The organism is Micromonospora sp. NPDC048905, from assembly GCF_040649655.1.
In the GTDB taxonomy this organism is placed as follows: Bacteria; Actinomycetota; Actinomycetes; order Mycobacteriales; family Micromonosporaceae; genus Micromonospora.
The window spans coordinates 1-21,961 of record NZ_JBEZFV010000024.1 but is presented as its reverse complement, the minus strand read 5'-3'; the positions used below and the strand labels follow the sequence as shown (position 1 = coordinate 21,961).

Annotated in this window: 16 protein-coding genes and 1 pseudogene; 9 read left to right on the top strand and 8 right to left on the bottom strand. The window is 71.5% G+C overall.

What is annotated here, in order from left to right:
- Positions 1–6: 6 nt before the first annotated feature.
- Complete coding sequence (locus tag AB0C01_RS33415) at positions 7–222, top strand: flavin reductase (RefSeq protein WP_357244636.1); 216 nt, start codon at positions 7–9, stop codon at positions 220–222.
- A gap of 63 nt (positions 223–285) precedes the next feature.
- On the opposite strand, the gene AB0C01_RS33410 is transcribed toward AB0C01_RS33415, so the two are convergent.
- Positions 286–825 carry a hypothetical protein gene (locus tag AB0C01_RS33410; protein WP_357573041.1) on the bottom strand — a complete coding sequence of 180 codons (540 nt, stop codon included), beginning with the start codon at positions 823–825 and terminating at the stop codon, positions 286–288.
- A 183-nt stretch (positions 826–1,008) separates the two neighbouring features.
- A complete protein-coding gene (locus AB0C01_RS33405) occupies positions 1,009–1,941 on the bottom strand; it encodes an ABC transporter ATP-binding protein (protein WP_357244630.1) in 933 nt (310 codons plus the stop codon).
- 782 nt (positions 1,942–2,723) lie between these two features.
- Between AB0C01_RS33405 and AB0C01_RS33400 the strand changes: the two genes are divergently transcribed.
- From AB0C01_RS33400 to AB0C01_RS33380, 5 genes are all read left to right on the top strand, one after another.
- A complete protein-coding gene (locus AB0C01_RS33400; protein WP_357245183.1) occupies positions 2,724–4,814 on the top strand; it encodes a TRAP transporter fused permease subunit in 2,091 nt (696 codons plus the stop codon).
- Entirely contained in the window at positions 4,811–5,833 is a 1,023-nt protein-coding gene (locus tag AB0C01_RS33395; RefSeq protein ID WP_357244627.1) for a TAXI family TRAP transporter solute-binding subunit, read from the top strand. The genes AB0C01_RS33400 and AB0C01_RS33395 overlap by 4 nt, the downstream gene beginning before the upstream one ends.
- A gap of 63 nt (positions 5,834–5,896) precedes the next feature.
- Entirely contained in the window at positions 5,897–8,248 is a 2,352-nt protein-coding gene (locus tag AB0C01_RS33390; RefSeq protein ID WP_357573040.1) for a nitrate- and nitrite sensing domain-containing protein, read from the top strand.
- On the top strand, positions 8,245–8,637 hold the full coding sequence (locus AB0C01_RS33385) for a roadblock/LC7 domain-containing protein (protein WP_357244622.1): 393 nt from the start codon (positions 8,245–8,247) through the stop codon (positions 8,635–8,637). Before AB0C01_RS33390 ends, AB0C01_RS33385 begins: the two co-directional genes overlap by 4 nt.
- Positions 8,634–9,602 (top strand): TAXI family TRAP transporter solute-binding subunit, encoded by a 969-nt coding sequence (locus AB0C01_RS33380; protein ID WP_357244619.1) that lies wholly within the window; start codon positions 8,634–8,636, stop codon positions 9,600–9,602. The genes AB0C01_RS33385 and AB0C01_RS33380 overlap by 4 nt, the downstream gene beginning before the upstream one ends.
- A 16-nt stretch (positions 9,603–9,618) precedes the next feature.
- On the opposite strand, the gene AB0C01_RS33375 is transcribed toward AB0C01_RS33380, so the two are convergent.
- On the bottom strand, positions 9,619–10,155 hold the full coding sequence (locus tag AB0C01_RS33375) for a hypothetical protein (RefSeq protein WP_357244616.1): 537 nt from the start codon (positions 10,153–10,155) through the stop codon (positions 9,619–9,621).
- Positions 10,156–12,079 (bottom strand): annotated as a pseudogene (dnaG, locus tag AB0C01_RS33370) (DNA primase).
- 113 nt (positions 12,080–12,192) lie between these two features.
- On the opposite strand from dnaG, the gene AB0C01_RS33365 reads away from it, so the two are divergent.
- Positions 12,193–13,398, top strand: coding sequence for a low temperature requirement protein A (locus tag AB0C01_RS33365; protein WP_357244600.1), 1,206 nt, complete (start codon positions 12,193–12,195; stop codon positions 13,396–13,398).
- 7 nt (positions 13,399–13,405) lie between these two features.
- Here the strand turns inward: AB0C01_RS33365 and AB0C01_RS33360 are convergent, their stop codons facing one another.
- The 3 genes from AB0C01_RS33360 to AB0C01_RS33350 all read right to left on the bottom strand — a co-directional run bounded on the left by AB0C01_RS33360 (position 13,406) and on the right by AB0C01_RS33350 (position 15,919).
- On the bottom strand, positions 13,406–14,236 hold the full coding sequence (locus AB0C01_RS33360; RefSeq protein WP_357573039.1) for a siderophore-interacting protein: 831 nt from the start codon (positions 14,234–14,236) through the stop codon (positions 13,406–13,408).
- Between the two features lie 15 nt (positions 14,237–14,251).
- Positions 14,252–15,484: a deoxyguanosinetriphosphate triphosphohydrolase gene (locus AB0C01_RS33355; protein WP_357245181.1), complete on the bottom strand. Its 1,233-nt coding sequence runs from the start codon at positions 15,482–15,484 to the stop codon at positions 14,252–14,254.
- Positions 15,485–15,565: 81 nt separating this feature from the next.
- Positions 15,566–15,919 (bottom strand): VOC family protein, encoded by a 354-nt coding sequence (locus AB0C01_RS33350; RefSeq protein ID WP_357244594.1) that lies wholly within the window; start codon positions 15,917–15,919, stop codon positions 15,566–15,568.
- A gap of 252 nt (positions 15,920–16,171) precedes the next feature.
- Here AB0C01_RS33350 and AB0C01_RS33345 point away from each other — a divergent pair, with 252 nt between their 5' ends.
- The gene (locus AB0C01_RS33345) at positions 16,172–16,672 is read left to right on the top strand and encodes a roadblock/LC7 domain-containing protein (protein ID WP_357244591.1); all 501 of its coding nucleotides are present in this window, start codon (positions 16,172–16,174) and stop codon (positions 16,670–16,672) included.
- Between the two features lie 50 nt (positions 16,673–16,722).
- Here AB0C01_RS33345 and ppdK read toward each other — a convergent pair whose 3' ends face one another.
- Positions 16,723–19,458: a pyruvate, phosphate dikinase gene (ppdK, locus tag AB0C01_RS33340; protein ID WP_357244588.1), complete on the bottom strand. Its 2,736-nt coding sequence runs from the start codon at positions 19,456–19,458 to the stop codon at positions 16,723–16,725.
- A gap of 365 nt (positions 19,459–19,823) precedes the next feature.
- Here ppdK and AB0C01_RS33335 point away from each other — a divergent pair, with 365 nt between their 5' ends.
- Positions 19,824–21,506, top strand: a complete 1,683-nt coding sequence (locus AB0C01_RS33335) for a beta-N-acetylhexosaminidase (RefSeq protein WP_357573049.1) — start codon at positions 19,824–19,826, stop codon at positions 21,504–21,506.
- The last annotated feature ends 455 nt before the right edge of the window (positions 21,507–21,961 follow it).

Sequence of the window (21,961 nt, the reverse complement as noted above, 5' to 3'; positions counted from 1 at the left end):
CCACACGTGGCAGCGCGCCCCTCCTGGCGCTGCCGGGTCTGCGGTGCGGCGTGGCCGTGCTCCCCGGCCCGGCTGGCGCTGCTCGGCGAATACCGCGAGGACCGGATCGGCCTGCTCGTCTACCTCGCCACGTTGCTGTGCGAGGCGACCGGGGATCTGCCCGGCCAGGCCGTTGACGATCGGCTGAGCGACCGCTTTCTCACCTGGGCCAGAGCCCGCTGATTGTTGGCAGCTCGATCACGCGGGAGACGATCGGACCACCTCGCTCGCGGGGGCCTCCGCCGGTCAGGCCGGTCGGTGGGCGCGGACCAGCGCCTGCACGGCGTAACCGAGCAGCAGCACTCCCGCGCCGACGCCGACCACCAGACCCGCGGACACCGCCGAGGCAAGGCCGGTGACCAGCCCCGCCACTGCCACCAGGCACAACGCGACGCCGAGCGGACGCAGCAGCGGGTCCCGCAGGAGCGGGGCGAGCGGGAAGAAGTGCAGGCCGACCACCAGGCAGACCAGCACCGGCACGTACTCGGACCAGCCGGCGGCGACAAGCACGGCGGCACCCAGCCCGGCGGCGGCGAATTCGGCGACGACGATGAGCAGGTACGGGCGGTCGGCTGCCCGGTCCCGAGGGCTGCCGGCGCCTCGGAGTCGGGCCGCCAGCACGCCACCCAGCGCGGCGGTGAGCAGTGCGGCGATGCTGCCCACCACCAGCAGGGCGCGCAGCGGTTGTTCCGCCGCCGGCACACTGAACCAGACCATCGCGAAGATGCCCAGGTAGAGGGCGGTCAGCCCGGCCTGACGTCGGTTGGCGGTCACCAGATCGGACATGAAGCTCCTTCGGGGTACGACAGGCCGCCGGTCACCCTAACGGCGGCCCGGCAGCCGTCAACCGTCGCCCGCCCGCAACCCGGCGCGCCCGTGCCCGGCCCCCGCCTCGTGATCGACTCGACGTCCGGGAAGTCGGGGCGTCAGCGCCACGCCGACACCCCGATCTCCGGACAGCCGAGTGGGTCAGTCGACCAGGGTGCGGCCGGTCAGGTGCAGGAAGACGTCCTCCAGGCCGCTGCGCCGCACCAGCACGTTGGCCGGGTCGAGCCCGAGCGCGGCGACGTCGGCGACCGCCGCGTCGCCGTCGGGCACGTAGAGCAGGACCCGGTCGGGCAGCACCTCGACCCGCTCCCCCAGGCCGTCGAGCTTGCGGGCGAACGGCTCCTGCGACTCGGCGGCGAAGCGCAGCTCGACCACCTCCCGGGTGGAGTGTCGCTCGATGAGCGCCCGAGGCGAGCCCTCGGCGACGATCCGCCCGCCGTCCATCACCACCAGCCGGTCGCAGAGCTGCTCGGCCTCGTCCATGTAGTGCGTGGTGAGCACCAGCGTGACGCCCTGCTGCTTGAGCCGGAACAGCCGCTCCCACACCAGGTGCCGGGCCTGCGGGTCGAGCCCGGTGGTCGGCTCGTCGAGCAGCACGATCTCCGGATCGTTGACCAGCGCGCGGGCGATGGTCAACCGGCGCTTCATCCCGCCGGACAGCGGATCGACCTTGCTGTCGGCCCGCTCGGTGAGCCGGACGAAGTCGAGCAACTCGTCGGCCCGTTCCCGGGCCGCTCGGCGGGCGATGCCGAAGTAGCGTGCGTAGACCGTCAGATTTTCCCGAACGGTCAGCTCCGGGTCGAGATTGTCCAACTGTGGGCACACGCCCAGCCGGGCTCGGATCGCCGGACCGTCGGCGACCGGGTCCATGCCGAGGATGCGCAGCTCACCACCGCTGGGTGGGGACGTGCACCCGACCATCCGCATGGTGGAGGACTTGCCCGCGCCGTTGGGGCCGAGGAAACCGAACGCCTCACCCGAGCGCACCTCGACGTCGATGCCATCCACGGCGGTGAAGTCACCGAAGCGCTTCACCAACCCTCGCGCCTGAATCAGTGGCCGCCCCGAAGTCACCGCCAGACCCTATCCGCCGGGTCCGACAACCCTCCACGCAAATTCGACGCCAGACCCCACCCCCCACCGCGTCGATCTTGCCGTTGAGCCCAATCCGAGCCGGAATGAGTGGTCGCCCGAAGGCACCACCGGCCCCGAACCGACACCGCGGACAGCACCACCCCAATAGCGCGTCGACCGGATCAAGATCACCATGGATGGCCCGGACCGTCAGCAGTGCCGGGTCTTTGCAATTTGTCGGCGGCAAAGAGGCTCCGGGATTCAGCAACACCCGGATGGCCGACGCGATAACAAGAAGGTCACACCGGCAAGTTTTTTCGCCTCGCGACGGGGCAAGACCGAACCGGACGAAGATGGGCAAAGCAGCGCGAAGCCGGCGTGCCGCGACGAATGATGTGACTTTTAGTGATCACATGTTGGGGATGCGTATCCGTTGGTTCCCACCACTCACCGACCCCGCGAGCGGGACCACGCAGCCTGCACCACCTGCCGAATCGCCGACTGTCCGCGACTGCCGCAGACACGAATCCCATTCTAGAATCGACATTCTCGGGGATTCCCCTCAGCAAACAATAGTCACCCACAGCAATCACGATCAACAATATTCCCAGACAGCGCAGTCCCCCGTAGTGTCCCCCAGCGTGTCATCCGCCCAACCTGTTCAGGACTCCGTCCCCTCGCCCCGAAACGACGACGCCCCCGCACCGGCCGACATCGACGAACAGCCGCTGACGCCAGCCGCCGAGAAGGGGCCAGCCGCCGAACCCGGTGGGACCGATCCCGTGCCCGTGGGCGGGCAGCCCGACCGCGAGCTGACCGCACAGTTCGAGGACGAGAAACCGGGCCGGGTTTTCACCGGGCCACTCGGCTTCTTCTTCGCGGGCGTCACCCTTGCCGTCGCGCTCCTCGCCATCTACCAGGTCTTCTTTCCGCTGGCTCAGGGCAGCAAGTTCTACCTGATCATCTTCCTCGCCGGCGTCCTGCCGATGGTCTTCCTGGCGTATCCGTCGGGAGTGCGCCTGCCCCGACGAGGCACCCCGGCAGCGCGGACCGACCCGGCGAGCAGACCGACGAGCCGGATGCGCCCCACCCCGGTCGACTGGGTGCTCGCCGTGGCCGCGTTGCTGAGCTGCCTCTACCCGGTGTTGCCGGTGGCCGTCGGTACGGGAGGCGGCGGATACGACGCCTTCCTCGACCGACAGGGGCTGCTCGACCCGGTCGACCTGATGCTGGGCACCGTGCTGCTGCTCCTGCTGCTGGAGGCGTGCCGCCGAACCACCGGGTGGATCCTGCCGGCGGTCTGTCTGCTCTTCCTGGCCTTCGGCTACTACGGCGGGCTGCTGCCGCAGTCCTGGCCGGTGGCCCATGCCGGTCTCGACTTCGGGCAGCTCATCGACGCGTTCTACAACTCCGACAGCGGCTTCTACGGGACCCCACTGGACGTGGCCGCCTCGTACATCGTGCTCTTCACCATCTATGGCGCGGTGCTGGACCTCTCCGGCGCCGGTCGGTTCTTCGTGGAACTCTCCGCCGCCGCGTTCCGCCGCTCCCGCACCGCACCGGGACGCACCGCGGTGGCCGCCGGCTTCCTCCTCGGAACCGTCTCGGGTTCGGGTGCGGCCACCACGGTCAGCATCGGCTCGGTCACCTGGCCGATCCTGCGCCGAGCCGGCTATCCGCCGGAGCGGGCCGGCGGCATGCTCGCCGCCGCCGGCGTCGGCGCGATCCTGTCACCGCCGACGCTGGGGGCCGCCGCGTTCATCATCGCCGAGTACCTCGGCGTCTCGTACCTCCAGGTGCTCGGCTGGGCCACCGTGCCGACCCTGCTCTACTACCTGGGCATCCTGCTCGCGGTCGAGATCGACGCCCGCCGCTCCGGAGTACGTCGGGTCACGATCGACGCCGGGTCGGCCTGGTCGCTACTGGCCCGTTTCGGCTACCACTTCCTCTCGCTGATCGTGATCGTCGTGATGCTCGCCCTCGGCGCCTCGGCGACCAGGGCGGTGGTGCTGGCCACCGCGTTGGCGGCCGTGCTCTCCTTCCTGGACCGGCGGCACCGACTCACCGCCGCACGCCTGATCGAGGCGCTCAGCAACGGAGTGCGCGGAGTGTTGGCGGTCACCGCGGTCTGCGCCGCCGCCGGCATCATCACCGCCACCACCACCAAGACCGGGCTCGGCCCGCAGGCTGCGGCGCTGCTGCTCAGCGGCGCCCAGGCGATCAGCTCCGACCCATTCGTCGTGCTCCTGCTCACCGCCCTGCTCGCCGCGCTCGCGCTCACGCTGCTCGGCCTGGCCGTGCCGGTCACCGCCTCGTTCGTGATCGGCTGGGTGATCATCGGCCCCGCGCTGCTCAACCTGGGCGTCGCCGCACCCGCCGCGGCGATGTTCGTCTTCTACTTCGCGGTGCTCTCCGAGGCCTCGCCGCCAACCGCGCTCGCCGCGGTGGCCGCCGCCGCCGTCACCGGCGGACGACTGGTCCCGACCATGTGGCAGACCCTGCGGTACGCGCTACCCGCGTACCTCATCCCGATCGCCTTCGTGCTCACGCCAACCGGGCTCGGGCTGCTCGGTATCGGCGGGGTGGACCGCATCCTGCTGGCCGGTCTGACCACCGCGCTCGGGGTCGCGGTGCTCGCGGTGGCGGCCGGTGGATGGCTGCCCGGCATCGGCCCGGCCGGAAGGCCCGAGCGGATCGTCGGCGCGCTCGCCGGGCTGGTTCTGCTGTGGCTCGAACCTGTCCCCGTCATGGTCGGCGCCGCCCTGGTCGCGCTCACCGTGGCGGGTGTTCTGCTCCGTCGCGGAACGGCCAACCGGACGGCCGCCGCCGGCAGGGGCGTCAACCAGAAAGACCATCAGAAGGAGAACAGGTGAGACGGATCAACGTGCGAATCGCCGCGAGTCTCGGGGCAGTCACCCTGCTCACGGCCGGCGTCGCCGGATGCGGAGGCCGTCAGAAGAATGCGGCCACCGACGACACCTCCAGCGCGGTCGGCTGCGAGGTCACCAAGGACACCCGGGTCGGCATCGCCACCGGCAACGCCACCGGGGTCTACTACGTCGTCGGCAACGCGCTCGCCGGGCAACTCGCCACGGCCAGCGGCGGCAAGCTCACCGGCACCGCCGCCGAGACCGGCGCCTCGGTGCAGAACATCGAGCAACTCGTCGCCGGACAGTACGACGTCGCCTTCTCGCTCTTCGACACCGCGGTCAACGCGACGCAGGGCAAGGGGAGCTTCAAGGGGCCGCAGCCGGTGAAGGCGCTCGCGCGCATCTACGACAACTACACCCAGGTCGTCGTCCGGGCCGACGCGGGAATCACCTCGGTCGCCGAGATGAAGGGCAAGAAGATCTCCACCGGATCGCCCAAGTCGGGTACCGAGGTCATCGCGCAGCGGCTACTCACCGCGGCCGGCCTCGACCCGGCAAAGGACATCCAGGCACAGCGACTCGATCTGACCAAGACCGTCGACGGCATGAAGGACGGCAGCATCGACGGCTTCTTCTGGTCCGGCGGCACCCCGACCGGCGGCGTCACCGACCTCTTCACCACCGCGGCCGACAAGGTGAAGTTCATCGACATCAGCCCGCTGCTGCCGAAGATGGCAGAGCTGAACCCCGCGTACCAGGCCGGCACGATCGCCAAGGACGTCTACCAGACCCCCGCCGACGTCCCGACCATCGTGGTGCCGAATGTGCTGCTGGTCCGCGACGACCTCGACGCCAACGTCGCCTGCGTCATCACGAGGACCGTGTTCGAGAAGAAGGACGCCCTCAGCCAGGCCAACCCGGCGGCCAAGGGCATCGACCTGACGAACGCGCGCAAGACCGACCCGGTGCAGCTGCACCGTGGGGCGGACACGGCGCTGACGAAGCTGAACGCCGCAAGCTGATCCGATCGTCCCGGCCCGGGCTCACCGCCCGGGCCGGGCACCATCCCGACCCGGGAGGCCCCCGTGCCGCTCCCCGCCCACGTACGCCAGCATCGCACCGGCGGTGTTCTCGAGAACCTTCGCTCGATCCGCACCCAGCTACTCGCGCCGATCCTGGTGACGATCATCAGTCTGACCGTGCTCGGTGCCGCGCAGACCAAGGCCGCCCTGGACGCCAGCGCGGACGCCGACCGGGCCCGTGTCCTCTCCGGCACCGCCACCGTCACCGTCCAGCTGGTTCACGAACTGGAGCGGGAACTCGGCGAGACGGCGGCGCTGCGCCAACGCGGCGGCACCGCCGGACGGCCACTCGTGGACGCCCAACGGCGCCGCGTCGACGCTGCCGTCGAGCGGTTCCGCTCCGCCGATGAGCAGGCCCGGGAGTCGGTGCCCGAGCTGACGTCGGTGCTCGGCAGGGCCAGAGGTCAACTCGATGGGCTCTCCCCCAACCGCGCCCTGGCGCTGATCGGCACTGAGGCGGACACGGCGTACGCCCGTACCGTCGAGTCCCTGCTGGCCGTCGCGGACGCGCTGCCGGCTCAGTTGCGTGACCCGGAGTTGGCCAACGCCGCCCGGGAGGTCGCCTCCGTCGCCACCCAGGAGCACCTGGCCTCCGTCGAACGTGACCTGCTGCGCGCCGTCTTCGTCCGGGGCCGCCTCGACGCCGGCGAGCTTGCCTCGCTGGGTTCGCTCAACGGTGCTCAGGAGCAGCGCGAGGCCGAGTTCCTCCGGATCGCGACCGACACGGCGAGCAGGTCCTGGGCCCGGCTGCTGACCGGCGGTGACGTGGAGACGGCCCGCACCATGCGGAACGCGGTGCTGGAGACCGACGGTGGCGCCGAGGCGATGAAGACCGATGGCGACGCCTGGTTCGTGGCGCAGAGTGGCACCCTGCGCCGATACAACCTGCTCGGCCGTGAACTCTCCGAGGACCTCGACCGCGACGCGGCGGCGCTGGCCCAGGACACGCTGAGGAAGGCCCTGCTCACCGGTGGGGTGACCGGCGCCGTGGCGCTCGGCTCGCTGATCACGGCCGTGGTGCTGGCGATCCGGATCAGCCGGCGGTTGAGCCGCCTGCGGGCCGCGGCGTTGGCCATGGCGAACCACGAGCTACCGGAGCGGATCACCGCCATCGCCGCCGGGGCGGAGCGCCCGGACGAGAGCGCCGCTGGCGCGGCCACCGCCGCGATAGCGCGTGGTCACGACGAGGTCGCCCAGGTCGCCGCGGCTTTCGGCACGGTCAGCCAGGCCACGCTGCGCCTTGCCGGCGCGCAGGCCGAGTTGCGCCTGGACATGACGCGGATGGCCGAGGCGCTGGCCCGGCGGATCCGCACCCTGATCACCCGCCAGCTACGGCTGCTGGACGACTTCGAGCGCGAGGAAACCGATCCCCGGATCCTCGAACGCCTCTTCGCACTGGATCACCTCGCCGCACGCCTGCGTCGCAACGGGGAGAACCTGCTGGTCCTCTCCGGCGGGGAGCCGAGCCGGGGGCACGAGACTCCGCTGCACCTGGAGGACGTGGTCCGGGCGGCGGCCTCGGAGATCGAGCACTATCCCCGGGTGGAGCTGAACCTGCCGGCGGCCGGGGTGCACGGCGCGGCGGTCGGCAGCCTGGTGCACCTGCTCGCCGAACTGTTGGAGAACGCCACCGTCTACTCACCGCCGCACACGCCCGTGCTGGTCGACGGCCGGCAGACGGTGGACGGGCTGCTGCTGCGGGTCCACGACCACGGAATCGGCATCCGGCCGGGCCGACTGGCGTCGATCAACGACCGGCTCGCGAGGCCAGCCATGATCAGCAGTGCGGCGGCCGGCAGCATGGGACTGCACGTCGTGGCTCACCTGGCCGTCCGGTACGGGATTCGGGTGCAGCTCTACAGCACCGACAGCGGCACCATCGCCCAGGTGCAACTCCCCGACCAGCTGTTGACCCGGATCGAGACGGTCGCCCATCACCAGCCCGTGGCGGGTCGGCCACTGGCCGGACGGCCGGCGGCCTGGTTCCGACCGGCCAGCAACGCTGCCGCCGGGGCACGGCCACTTGTCGCCGCCCAGGGCGCGGCGGGCGGGCAGGCTCGCGGCGTCGCCACGGTACCGCCGCCCACCGGGCCGATTCCCAGCGCTGCTCCCGCGCCGCCGCCGGCCGCCCCACCGACCCCGCAGTTCACCGCCGGCGGGCTGCCTCGTCGGAGCCGCGGTGACCAACTGCCCGCGCAGCTACCCGAGCACCTGTCCCCACCACCGTCCCCCGTCAGCGAGTCGGATCTGCTCGACCCCGAGGTGGTCCGGCGTCGCCTCACCGCCCTCGCCGAAGGCGTCGCGAGCGCCGCCCGCTCCAACCCGTACACGACACCCAACGGGAGAATCCGATGACCACACCCGCGCCAACAGGTCTGGACTGGCTGCTCGCGAACTTCGTGGACCAGGTTCCGGACGTGTCGCACGCCCTCGCGGTCTCCGAGGACGGGCTTCGACTGGCCGCCTCCCCACACCTCTCGATCGACCAGGTCGATCAACTCGCCGCCGTGATCAGCGGACTGGCGAGTCTGACCGTCGGCGCGGCCCGACTGATGTCCGCCGGCCGCGTACGCCAGCAGATCGTCGACATGGACGGCGGTGTGCTGCTGGTGATGGCGGTCGGCTCACGCGCGCTGCTCGGCGTGCTCGCGGCACCCGGCTGTGACCTCGGCCAGATCGGCTACGAGACCGCAACCCTGGTACAGCGAGTGGCCGAGGCCCTGGAGCCGGCGGTACGCCGGTGACCACACGAGTGCGGCGGCTGGTGGCGGCGCTGCTGCTGGCCGTGCTCGTCGCCGGTTGCGGTGGCGAGTCGCCCCCGTCGGACGCCTGGCACGGCGGGCGCATCTTCCTGGCCACCGGCAACACCACAGGCGTCTACTACCAACTCGGCGGCGGTTACGCGGACCTGATCAATCGGAATCTGCCCGGCTACGAGGCACGGGCCGAACCGACCGGCGCCTCGGTGGAGAACATCAACCGCCTGACCACCGGCGACATGGAGATCGCGTTCAGTCTCGCCGACACCGCTGCCGACGCCATCGCCGGAAAGGGCGCGTTCGACGGGAAGCCGCAGCCGGTTCGCGCGCTGGCCCGCATCTACAGCAACTACACGCATCTGATCGTGCGCGCCGACAGCAAGATCGAGAACGTCGCCGACCTCCGCGGCAAGCGGGTCTCCACCGGCTCGCCGAAGTCCGGCACCGACATCATCGCCGGCCGGCTGCTCACCGCGGCCAGCCTCGATCCGGACCGCGACGTCCGACGGCTCACCCTGTCGCTGCCCGAGACGGTGAAACAGATGCGGGCCGGAAGGCTGGACGCCCTGTTCTTCTCCGGTGGTCTGCCCACCCCCGGCATCAAGGACCTGCTCACCAGTTCACCGGGGGCGTTCCGGCTACTGCCGCTGGACAACCTCCTCCAGCCGTTACAGAAGGGCTACGGCCCCGTCTACACCACCGCGACGCTGACCGCCAACGTCTACAACACGGCGAGTGACGCGCCCACCATCACCGTGGCGAACGTGATCCTGGTCAGCGCCGACATGCCCGACGGCCTGGCGTACGACCTCACCCGGACGCTCTTCGACCACCAGAGAGAGCTGATCGCCGTCCATCCCGAGGCGGCGAACTTCACCCGGGCCAGCGCCGCGCTGAGCGAGCCGATCCCGCTGCATCCCGGCGCCAGCCGCTACTACCAGGGGAGTTGAGCAACCGAGCGTTCGCTCAGAGGTCGCCCGGAGCCGTGGCGGCGCGGGCCACGCCGACCAGGCGGTCGGTCTCGGCGAGCAGGGCCTCGTCGTCCGCCGGGGTGCCGGGATCGAGGCGGACCGTCCAGGTGAGACCGTCGGCCCCCGCCACGCGGCGGGCCGCGACCCGCGCCGCGCCGCCGGGCACCGGCTGGTGCTCGGTGTACGCGACCGAACGCGTCACCCGCGCCCGCACCTGGTGTGGCAGCTCCTGCGGATCGAGGAGGAAGTAGGTCTCGGCCGGGCCGTCGGCGACGAGCGTGTAACCGTCGCGTTCGGCAACTGTCTCGGCCGGTGTGACGGTCAGCTCCCGGCCGGACCAGACCGCCTTGAGGATGGTGTGCCAGCCGAGCCGGTGCCCTCGACCGGGCAGCCACAGCCCGAGGTTGCTGGCGACCACCACCCCGTCGCCCTCGCCGTTGCCGACGGCCGCCCAGGCCAGCACCCGTTCGTCCGGGGCCAGCGGCGGCCGGTCGGCCGGTGGCAGCTTCGGCTTGCGGCTGAACAGTCCCATCTAGAGGCCTCCCGCAGCCTGCTCACGCAACGCCCGGGCATGCTGCTCCAGGGACAGCAGCTCACCGAAGGCGGCGAAGTACTCGTCCTTGTTGTTGACCGGGTTGATCCGCTGGATGCGCGACTTGAGGTCCCGGACGCGGGCGGTCACCGACCCGAACTGCACCCGCGCCATCGTGATCGACACGTAGCGCGGGTCCGGTTCGCCGTCGATGCGCAGCGGCTCCACCGCCAACTCACCGACGAGGGCCGCCGCGGCCAGATCCTCGCAGGCGTCCCGGACCGACTCGATCCAGACCGCGCCGCCAGTCGCCGACGCGGCCCCACCGGCGGTCGCGATGGCGGTACGCACCGCGACGTGCACCGGGTGGCGGTATTCGGGCGCCTCGACCGCGTCGAACATCGGCCCCGCCAGGACCGGTTGCTGGAGGGCGAGCTTCAGCGCCTCCCGCTCGACCATCGACTGCGGGCTGTCCAGGGCCGGTTCGGGGCGAGCCGGGGCGGGCCGGGCGCCGGAGGCGGCGGCGCGGTTGCCGGGGGCGGCGTCGCGCGTGCCGGGCGGCGGGGTGTTGGCGGCGGCGAGCACCGCCCGCTGCACCGGCTCGATCTCCATCCCGAGGTCCATGGCGAGCTTGCGGACGTACTCGGGGCGCTTTTCCCGGTCCTTGAGTCGCGCGACAAGCGGCGCGGCGTGACGCATGGCCTCGACCCGGCCGTCGACGGTGTCCAGGTCGAAGCGGCTGATCACGTGACGCAGCGCGAAGTCGACGAGCGGCTCCCGGCGGGCGACCAGATCCCGCACGGCCAGGTCACCCTTGGCCAGCCGCAGGTCGCACGGGTCCATGTTGTCCGGGCTGACCGCGATGAACGTGCGCCCGACGAACCGCTGGTCGTCCTCGAAGGCCCGCAGTGCGGCCTTCTGGCCGGCGGCGTCACCGTCGAAGGTGAAGATGATCTCGCCGGCCACCTCGTCGCTGTCGAACAGGAGCCGCCGCAGCACGGAGATGTGGTCCGCGGCGAACGCGGTGCCGCAGGTCGCCACCGCCGTGGTCACCCCGGCCAGGTGGCAGGCCATCACGTCGGTGTAACCCTCGACGATGACCGCCCGGCCCTGCTTGGCGATCTCTCGTTTGGCCTGGTCGATGCCGTAGAGCACGTGCGACTTCTTGTAGATCGGCGTCTCAGGGGTGTTCAGGTACTTCGGGCCGTCGTCGTCGTCGAAGAGCTTGCGCGCGCCGAAGCCGATCACGTCGCCGGCGAGGTCGCGGATCGGCCAGAGCAGCCGACGGCGGAACCTGTCGATCAGGGTGCCGGAGCGGGACTCCCGGGACAGCCCGGCCGTGACCAGCTCCTGGTGGGTGAAGCCCTGCTGGCGCAGGTGCTTGGTGAGCGGGTCCCAGCCCTCCGGCGCGAAGCCACAGCCGTAGCGCTCGGCGGCGGCCCGGTCGAAGCCCCGTTTGGCCAGGAACTCCCGGGCCGGCCGGGCGCCCGCCGTGCTGAGCTGCGCCCGGTAGAACTCGACGGCGGCGGCGTGCGCGGCGACCAGGCGCTGCCGTTGACCCTGCTGCGGGCGGGGGCGCGGGGTGCCCTTGTCGTCCTCGATGTAGCGCAGTTGGATGCCGGCACGGCCGGCCAACCGCTCGACGGACTCCACGAAACTGAGGTGGTCGGCGTCCATCAGGAACTTGATGGCGTCGCCGCCGGCCCCGCAACCGAAGCAGTACCAGACGTTGCGGGCCGGGGACACGTTGAACGACGGGCTCTTCTCGTCGTGGAACGGGCACAGGCCCTTCAGGTTGCCGCCGCCGGCGGACTTCAGGGTGACGGTCTCGGAGATCACATCCCCGATCGAGGTGCGTTCCCGGACCAGTGCGATGTCCTCGTCCCGGATCCGCCCAGCCATGCGCCACCCCCTCGGCGTACATCCTGCCCTGCCGGACCGACGACACGCCGGCCGGGGGATGCCGGTGTGGCGGCCACCGCTGCCGGCTGGGCGGTTCCGGCCCGCGGGCCGGGTCCGCCCGGGGACCATGACCAGATGCGCAGGGTACGGACCGGAGCCCCCCACGTACCGAACTGGCTGGCCAGCCGGATGGGGTTGCGTGGACTGGCCCCGCGGACCGACGAGGCTGGCCACCGGCACGCCACGTGGCTGGAGCTGTTCCTCGACCTCATCTTCGTGTACGCGCTGGCGGCGGTGGCGGCCCGGCTGGGCAACGAGCCGAGCCCGTCGCCGACGGCCGTGCTGGCCGTGATCGGGCTCTTCGTGGTGATCCAGTGGGCCTGGCTGGGGCAGGTCTACTACGACACCCGGTTCGACCCGGACGACGCGCCGCACCGACTGCTGGTGCTTGTCGCGTTGGTCGGCGCGGGCGCGATGACACTCGGGGTCGACGAGGTGCCGGAGAGCGTGCTCCTGCCGGTCGGTTACCTGATCGTGCGGGGCGTGCTGCTCCTGCTGTACCTGCGGGCCCGTCCGACCAGCCCGATGGCCCGCCTGGTGACGACCGTCTACCTGATCGGCTTCGGGTCGGGCTGGCTGATCTGGCTGGTGTCGCTGATGGCGCCCACCGAGCTGCGTCCCGTCCTGTGGATCGTCGCGATGGTCATCGAACTGGCCACGCCGTGGGTCGGGGTCCGCTGGCTCAACCGCTGGCCGGTGGACAACCGGCACCTGCCGGAACGGATCGGCCAGTTCACCATCATCGTGCTCGGCAGCGCGCTGGCCAGCCTGCTCTTCGCGGTGCCGGACCACCCTCCGCCGCACATGATCCTCACCGCCGCGATGGCCTTCCTGATCCCGGCGGCCGTCTGGTGGGTCTACACCACATTCGTCACCACCCGACTCCTCCAGAGCCGCCTACGCGGCGGGCAGGCGTACAGCTTCCTGCACATTCCCCTCGGCGGCGCGCTGCTGCTGCTCGGCTGGTCGCTCGGCCAGGTGGTCCGGCTTGTCGACGACAACGCGGCCCGCCTGCCGCTGGAGCTGCGGCTGCTGCTGGGCGCGTCGATGGTGATCTGGACGTTGTGTGGCCTGGCCCTGTACTGGCTGTGGACCCGACCGAGCCGCGCCCGGTTGGCGATCGCCGCCTACGGGGTGCTCTCGGTCAGCCTGATCACCGCGACGGTGCACGAGCCGAAGTTGATGCTGTCCCTGCTCGCGGCGGCGATCGTCGGGTACGCCGTGCTGCTCAGCCGACGACTCACCAGCGCCCGGGAGTCGAACCAGACGCAGGAGGGTTGAACGACCCTCAGGCGGCGGTGGCCTCCTCGGCTGCCACCTGGTTGTTCCAGTCGGCCTTGGTGGAGCGCCAGCCCTCGTCGTCCATGCCGCGTCGCCAGTACCCGGAGATGGAGAGCCGGTCGAGGGGCACGCCCCGCTCGCCGCGCAGCAGCCGGCGCAGGTCCCGGACGAAGGCCGCCTCGCCGTGCACGAACGCGTGCACCTGGCCGATCGGGAACTCCAGCGCGCGTACCGCAGCGACCAGCGCCTCGCCCACCGGGCGGTCGCCCCGGTGCAACCAGGTCAGCTCGACCGCGCCGGGGCTGAGCAGCTTCTGCTCGTCCGCCGGGTCGCCGATCTCCACGAAGACGTGGGCCGGCGCGCCCAGCGGCAGCCGCTCCAACGCGGCGGCGATCGCCGGCAGGGCGCTCTCGTCGCCGACCAGCAGGTGCCAGTCCGCGTCCGGGCTCGGCGCGTACGCCCCGCCGGGGCCGACGAAGTGCACCGGGTCACCCGGACGCAGCGCGGCGGCCCACGGGCCGGCCAACCCCTCGTCGCCGTGGTGCACCACGTCCACGGTCAGCTCCTCGGCCAGCGGGTCCCACCGCCGCACGGTGTACGCGCGCAGCCGGGGCCACTGCTCCCGAGGCAGGTCCCGGCGGATCGCGGCGAGGTCCAACGGCTGCGGGTACGCGACGCCGGGCTGCGGGAACACCAGCTTGATGTAGTGGTCGGTGAACTCCCCGACCGGCAGGCCGACCAGCTCGTCCCCACCGAGGACGAGCCGGATCAGGTGCGGGGTGGGCCGCTCGGTGCGCAGCACGTGGGCCGAGGTGACGTTCCTGGGACGTTCCGTCATGTCAGTTAGGCTAGCCTAAGCTGGCTCGTGGTCGGTCGGCGGTGCGCTCCTACCGGTCAGGCGGGTGTGCCAGGTCACCGCCGCCGGGTCGGTGAGCGAGGCGACCTGGTCGATCACCACCCGCAGTCGGGCGGTGTCGTCCGGGGCCGCCCGCCACAGCGGAGCGAAGATCGGATCGAGCCCGTCCGGGGCGTGCCGGAGCAGCGCGGCCACCACCTCGGCAAGCATCGTCCGCTGTCGTTCGTAGCGGCCCCGGTAACCGGAACGGCGCATCACGTACCGCAGGGCGATGCCCTTGAGCAGCGCGCACTGCGCCCGGACCAGCCTCGGCACCACCAGATCGGCGTCGTAGCGGCGGTGCGGGCCGGGACCGGAGCGCTCCTCGGTGGCGGCCACCGCCGCCGAGACGAACCGGCCGGTCAGTCCGCTGGTGGTGGCCTTCAGCGCCACCTGGGCGCGGTGGCTGCCGTCGTACCCGGCGAGCGGGGCGAGCAGCGGGTCGGCCAGCAGGTCCACCAGCACCTCGGCCAGGTCGGCCGCGGACTCGCCGGAGTAGGCGGCGGCCACGTCGGCGCAGAGCGCGGCCCGCTCGTCGGCGTCCGCGAGCAGCGGACCCAGCGTGACGTACCCGCCGTGGATGCCGTCCTCCACGTCGTGCACCGAGTACGCGACGTCGTCGGCCCAGTCCATCACCTGCGCCTCCAGGCAGCGCCGGTCGCCGGGCGCACCGGCCCGGATCCAGCCGAAGACCGGCGCGTCGTCCGCGTACACCCCGAACTTGCGCTGCCCGGGGCGACGCGGCCAGGGATACTTGCCGATCGCGTCGAGCGACGCCCGGGTCAGGTTGAGGCCGGCGGGCGAGCCGTCCGGGGCGAGCACCTTCGCCTCCAGCCGGGTCAGCACCCGCAACGTCTGCGCGTTGCCCTCGAAGCCACCGCAGGGTGTGGCCAGCAGGTCCAGAGCGGACTCGCCGTTGTGCCCGAACGGCGGATGCCCGAGGTCGTGGGCGAGCCCGGCGACGTCGACCACGTCCGGGTCGCAGCCCAACCGGGCACCCATCTCCCGGGCGATCTGCGCCACCTCCAGCGAGTGCGTCAGCCGCGTACGCAGGAAGTCGTCGGTGCCGGCCGTGTGCACCTGGGTCTTGGTGGCCAGCCGCCGGAACGCCGCGGAGTGCAGCACCCGGGCACGATCGCGCTCGTACGGTGACCGGCGGTGCCCGGTGTCCTTGGGCGCCTCGCGCACCAACCGCGCGTCCGGCGCGCCCGCCTTACTCCTCGCGCTCACGCAGCCGCCGGTGTTCGCGACTGCGGGGCTCGCAAAACCGGCTCACTCCTCGCGCTCACGCAGGACGCAGAACTCGTTGCCCTCCGGATCGGCCAGCACCGTCCACTCGACGTCGCCCTGGCCGATGTCGACGTGCCGGGCACCCATGTCGACGAGCCGCTCGACCTCGGCCTCCCGGTTGGCGGGGCGCAGGTCGAGGTGCAGCCGGTTCTTGCGGTCCTTGCCCTCGGTCACCGGCACGAAGACCAGGCCGGGCAGGCGGTCCGCGGACTGGCGGATCTCCACCTCGTCGGGAGTGTCCCTGATGACCTGGTAGCCGAGCGCCTCAGCCCACCAGCGGGCCAGCCGGCCCGGATCGCGGGCGTCGACGGTCAGGTTCTCCCAGACGCTTGTCATTCAGTCACCTTTCCCGTTCGACGGCGTACGCAATCAGCCGTTTGCGAGCGAGCCAAGGTTACGCCCGTCACGGTTGGTCGACGTGCCCCCGACGCGTCGTTGAATCGTCCACAACCGCCGATCGGCCCGGAGTTGTGGACCGATCGCCCTGGGTTACAGGCTCGCGGGCGGAGGTGGCCAGCGGTAGCGTTCCCAGCGCGGAAAGTGACGAGCCGACCGACACGCAGATCCCGACCGGTAAGGGAGCAGCTCGTGGACGCAGACACGGTGGTGGGTACGGAGCTACGCGGGCTGCGTCGACGCCGGCCCGACGTCGCCGGGACGGTGCTGGCCGGCACCGACGGGTTGCTCATCTCCAGCGATCTGCCCAGCACCGACGCCACCCATCTCGCCGCGTTGGCCGCCGCCAGTTTCGGGCTCGGGCACCGGGTGGCCGACACCGTCCGGCGGGGTGAGTTCCGGGAGTCGGTGGTCTGCACGACGGCTGGCTGCGTGGTGACCTACCCGGCGGGGCGCACCGCCCTGCTGACCCTGGTCACCGCGTCGCCGGTGGAGGATCTGGAGACGCTGCACCAGGAGGCTCGGGCGGTGGCCCGGCGGACCGGATCGGTGTTGGACACACGTGTCGGCGGTGGCGGCGCCACCGCCGTTCCGAATGGGCACGCGCCACTCGCCGTGCGTACCCCGATGGCGACCCTGCCCACCCAGTTGCGCCGCTCGTCCCGGCCGACCTGGCGGCGCCCGCCGATCTGATCGTCGGTGCCGGCGGCGGACCGGGTGACCCGGTCCGCCGCCGGCCCGCGTCAACGACTGTCCGACCCGCCGGTCTCCACCACGGCCCGACCGGCCTCCAGCCGGGCCACCGGCACCCGGAACGGGGAGCAGGACACGTAGTCCAGGCCGACCTCGTGGAAGAAGTGCACCGAGTCCGGGTCGCCGCCGTGCTCGCCGCACACGCCCAACTTCAGGCCCGGACGGGCGGCCCGCCCCTCCTCGGCGGCGATCCGCACCAGCCGGCCGACGCCGTCGCGGTCGATCGACTCGAACGGCGAGATGCCGAAGATGCCCAGCTCGAGGTAGCGCCAGAAGAACGCGCCCTCGACGTCGTCCCGGGAGAAACCCCAGCCCATCTGGGTCAGGTCGTTGGTGCCGAAGGAGAAGAACTCGGCGGCCTCGGCGATCTGCCCGGCGGTCAACGCGGCCCGGGGCACCTCGATCATCGTGCCGATCAGCACCTCGACCCCGCTGTCCCCGACCACCTCGGCGATGATCTTCTCGGCCTCGGCGCGGACCGTCTCCAACTCCTGCACGGCCCCGACCAGCGGCACCATGATCTCCGGCTTCGCCGTCCCGCCGCCGCGAGCGCAGCTGACGGCCGCCTCGGCGATGGCCCGGACCTGCATCGCGAACAGGCCGGGGATGACCAGACCGAGGCGGACGCCCCGCAGCCCGAGCATCGGGTTCTCCTCGTGCATCCGCCGGACGGCGGCGAGCAGCGCCTCCTCCTTGGCGACGTCCTCGCCGCGCTCCTGGGCGACCGCCACGTTGACGGCGAGCTGCTCCAGCGGCGGCAGGAACTCGTGCAGCGGCGGATCGATCAGCCGGACGGTCACCGGCAGGCCGTCCATCTCGCGGAAGATCTCCTCGAAGTCGGCCCGCTGCAACGGCAGCAGCGCCGCCAGCGCCGCCTCCCGCTCACCCGGGGCACGAGCCAGGATCAGCCGCTCGACCAACTCCCGCCGGTCGCCGAGGAACATGTGCTCGGTGCGGCACAGCCCGATGCCCTCGGCACCGAAGCGCCGGGCCCGGGCCGCGTCCGCGCCGGTGTCGGCGTTCGTGCGGACCGCCAGCCGCCGCTTCCCGTCGGCGTGCGTCATGATCCGGTGTACGGCCCGCACCAGCGCGTTGTCGATGTGCTCCGGGTCGAGGCTGCCCTCGAAGTACTGCACCACCTCCGACGGCATGACCGGCACCTCGCCGAGGTAGACCTTGCCGGTGGTGCCGTCGATGGACACGACGTCACCCTCGTCGACGGTCTGCCCGGCCACGGTGAACCGCTTCGCCGGCACGTTCACGTCGATCTCGTCGGCGCCGGAGACGCAGGTCTTGCCCATGCCCCGGGCCACCACGGCGGCGTGGCTGGTCTTGCCGCCGCGCGAGGTGAGGATGCCCTGCGCGGCGATCATGCCGTTCAGGTCGTCCGGGTTGGTCTCCCGGCGGACCAGGATCACCGACCTCCCCTCGGCCGCCAGCTCGACGGCCCGCGCGGAGGTGAAGACCACGGTGCCGGACGCCGCGCCGGGTGACGCGCCGATGCCCGTGGCGACCGCCTCGAACTCGTGGTCGAGTTGGAAGCGCGGGAACATGAGCTGGGCGAGCTGTGCGCCGTTGACCCGGTGCAACGCCTCGTCCAGGTCGATCAGGCCCTCGTCGACGAGCTGCCCGGCGATGACGAACGCGGCGGCGGCGGTGCGCTTGCCGACCCGGGTCTGCAACATCCACAGCTTGCCGCGCTCGATGGTGAACTCGATGTCGCACAGGTCCTTGTAGTGCTCCTCCAGCCGGGCCATGATGCCGAGCAGCTCCTCGTAGGAGGACCTGTCGAGCTGCGCCAACTCCTGCAACGGCACCGTGTTGCGGATGCCGGCGACCACGTCCTCGCCCTGGGCGTTGGCCAGGTAGTCGCCGTAGATGCCCTGCGCGCCACTGGCCGGGTCACGGGTGAACGCGACACCGGTGCCGGAATCGGGACCCAGGTTGCCGAACACCATGGTCACCACGTTGACCGCGGTGCCGAGGTCGGCCGGGATGCGCTCCTGGCGACGGTAGAGCACCGCGCGCTCGGCGTTCCACGACTCGAAGACCGCCCGGATCGCGAGGTCGAGCTGCTCACGCGGCTGCTGCGGGAACTCCCGACCGGTGTGCTTCACAAAGATCTTCTTGTACGCGTCGACCAGCCCGCGCAGGTCGTCCGCGTCCAGGTCGAGGTCGTTCTGCGTACCCTTGGCGCTCTTGATCTCGTCGAGCGCGTGCTCGAACTCCTCGCCCGGCACCTCGCAGACGGTCTTGCCGAACATCTGGATCAGGCGGCGGTAGGAGTCCCAGGCGAACCTGTCGTTGCCGCCGGAGGCGGCCTGATCGCCCGCGCCGCCGGCCTGTCGTGCGAGTCCTTCCACGCTCTGGTCGTTGAGGCCGACGTTGAGGACGGTCTCCATCATGCCGGGCATGGAGAACTTGGCGCCGGAGCGGACGGACACCAGCAGCGGATCCTGCGGGTCGCCGAGGCGCTTGCCCATCGCGCGCTCCAGCGATTCCAGGTGCGCCTCGATCTGATCGGCGAGCCCGTCCGGCTCCTGTCCCGTCGCGAGGTACGCCTGGCAGGCCTCGGTGGTGATGGTGAAGCCGGGGGGAACGGGCAGGCCGAGGTTTGTCATCTCGGCGAGGTTCGCCCCCTTGCCGCCGAGCAGGTCCTTGAGGTCCTTGTTGCCTTCGGAGAAGTCGTAGACGTACTTGTGATCGACGGTTCCTTGCGCTGCCACCAAAGCCTCCACACACGCGCCGGATGGACACTTAACGAAGGTTCAGTTTTTTCCTACCCCGGGACGGACCGCCGGCAATCCCGGGGTCGACGCCGATCGGTGGGCGAAGGTTAAGCGAACATCGGGCGACCTGGGACCGTTCGGTGACAATTGGCACAGCCATCACGACTATCCGTGTTCGTACCGGTTTTTGGGAACGCTTCCATGCGCACCATCACGCATCCCGGCCGAGCGTCGTACGCTTGACGACACGCCAGCCGGTGAACCTCACTTTTGCCATAACCGACGCGAATACACCCCCCGGAGTCGCCGCCGTGTCGACCACCCCCTCCCCCGGCCCCACCGCCACCCCCGCCACCGGCGAGGTGCCGCTGCCGACGCGGGAACCGGACCCGGCCACGCTGGCCCAGGCCGCCGAACGGGCGGCGGGCGACCTGCTCACCCCGTCGGCCCCGCATCGGCTGGCCGACGTCGTCCCCGCCCCCGCGCAGGTCCAGCCGGATCCGACCGAGGACTGGGTGCTCCCGGCCGAAGCGGTCATCGTGGTCAGCGCCGACCCCGCCGCGCTGGCCGTCGCCACGCAACTCGCCGAGCTGCTCCGCCCAGCCACCGGCTACCCGCTGCCGGTCGTCCACGCCGCCTCCCGTCCACTGCCGGCCACCGACGCCGCCACGCCTGCGCCGCCGTCCACCGACGCGCCGGAGCGGGTCGACGGCATCGCGCTGGTGCTGGACGCGACCGTCGACCTCGGTGCGGAGGGCTACCGGCTCGACATCGCCCGCGACGGGGTACGCCTCACCGCCGGCACCGCCACCGGCCTGTTCTACGGCGTGCAGACCCTGCGCCACCTGCTGCCACCGGCCATCGAAAGCCCGACCCCGGTCACCGCACGGTGGGCGCTGCCCGGCGGGACCATCACCGACACCCCCCGCTTCCCGTACCGGGGCGCGATGCTCGACGTCGCACGGCACTTCTTCACCGTCGAGGACGTCCTGCGCGTGGTGGACCACCTGGCCCGCTACAAGCTCAACCACCTGCATCTGCACCTCACCGACGACCAGGGTTGGCGGATCGCCGTCGACTCCTGGCCGAGGCTGACCTCCGTGGGCGGGACGACCGAGGTCGGTGGCGGCCCCGGGGGGCACTACACGAAGGCGGACTACCGGCGGATCGTCTCCTACGCCGCCGCCCGCCACATCACCGTCGTCCCGGAGATCGACCTCCCCGGGCACACCAACTCGGCGCTTGTCGCGTACCCGGAGCTGGCACCAGACAAGATCGCGCCGCCGCCGTACACCGGCACCGAGGTCGGTTTCAGCTACGTCGACCCGGCCGACGAACGGACGTACGACTTCGTCACCGACGTGCTGGGCGAGGTGGCCGCACTCACCCCCGGCCCGTTGCTGCACATCGGCGGCGACGAGGCGTTCAAGGTCAAGGGCGAGGTCTACACCGGTTTCGTCGAGCGGGTCCAGCGCATCGTGGCCGACCTCGGCAAGACGGTCGTCGGCTGGCACCAGCTCGCACCGGCCGCCCACCTCGACGGGCGGGTCCTCCAGTGGTGGGGCACGAACGCCGACGACCCCACCACGGCCGACGCGGTCCGTCGGGGCGCCCGACTCATCGTCTCCCCCGGCAACCACGCCTACCTGGACATGAAGTACGCCCCGGACACCCCGATCGGCCACGACTGGGCCGGCCTGATCGACGTGCGCAAGGCGTACGACTGGGATCCGGGCACACACGTCGCCGAGGTGCCCGCCACCGCCGTTCTCGGGGTGGAAGCCCCGCTCTGGACCGAGTCGGTCACCTCGCTGGCCGACATCGAGTTCCTGCTCCTGCCCCGACTCCCCGCCATCGCCGAGCTGGGTTGGTCACCCCGGGCCACCCACGACTGGGCCGACTTCCGTGACCGGCTGGCCGGTCAGGGTCCGCGCTGGGCGGCCGCCGGGATCACCTTCCACCGCGCACCCGAGGTCCCCTGGCCGAGCACCCCGACCATCCCCACTCAGCGCACCGTGCCAGAGACCGACCCCGCCACGTCCTGATCCTCGACTCAGCCGCCGCCTACATCCGGTCCGCCGCTGTTCATCCCCACTGCCCGAGATTGGGCCGCCGCGCAGCATGATCGTGCTCAATCCTGGTTGTAGTGGTCTCCTGCGCGGGTGAGGGGCCTGTTTCATGGATCGAGCACGATCATGGGGTGAGGTGTCGTCTCCGGGCGGGTCGGCGGCGGGGTCCGGTGTCGCCTGGGCGCCGGGGCCTGATGTCCGGTTCCGGGGGTTCCGGTGTGTGGGTGTCCGGTTTCGCACCCCGCGTCCTGAGGTCGGGGTCACCCACGCGGCGGAATCGGTGGCCGGGCGGGGTCGTTATACCTGGCAGCCCACCGCAGCAGTCAGGGTCGCGGAGCGCGGCTCCGGCCGGGAACATCCGTCCGGCCGCCCCGGTTACATCCCCCGCACGCCGAGCACCACCACCGGCCGACCCCCGGGCAGACGGACTG

Coding starts and splice junctions, on each gene's coding strand:
- AB0C01_RS33360 (WP_357573039.1), bottom strand. CDS start 14,236: ATGACGGAACGTCCCAGGAACGTCACCTCGGCCCACGTGCTGCGCACC.
- AB0C01_RS33365 (WP_357244600.1), top strand. CDS start 12,193: ATGCGCAGGGTACGGACCGGAGCCCCCCACGTACCGAACTGGCTGGCC.
- AB0C01_RS33375 (WP_357244616.1), bottom strand. CDS start 10,155: ATGGGACTGTTCAGCCGCAAGCCGAAGCTGCCACCGGCCGACCGGCCG.
- AB0C01_RS33385 (WP_357244622.1), top strand. CDS start 8,245: ATGACCACACCCGCGCCAACAGGTCTGGACTGGCTGCTCGCGAACTTC.
- AB0C01_RS33350 (WP_357244594.1), bottom strand. CDS start 15,919: ATGACAAGCGTCTGGGAGAACCTGACCGTCGACGCCCGCGATCCGGGC.
- AB0C01_RS33410 (WP_357573041.1), bottom strand. CDS start 825: ATGTCCGATCTGGTGACCGCCAACCGACGTCAGGCCGGGCTGACCGCC.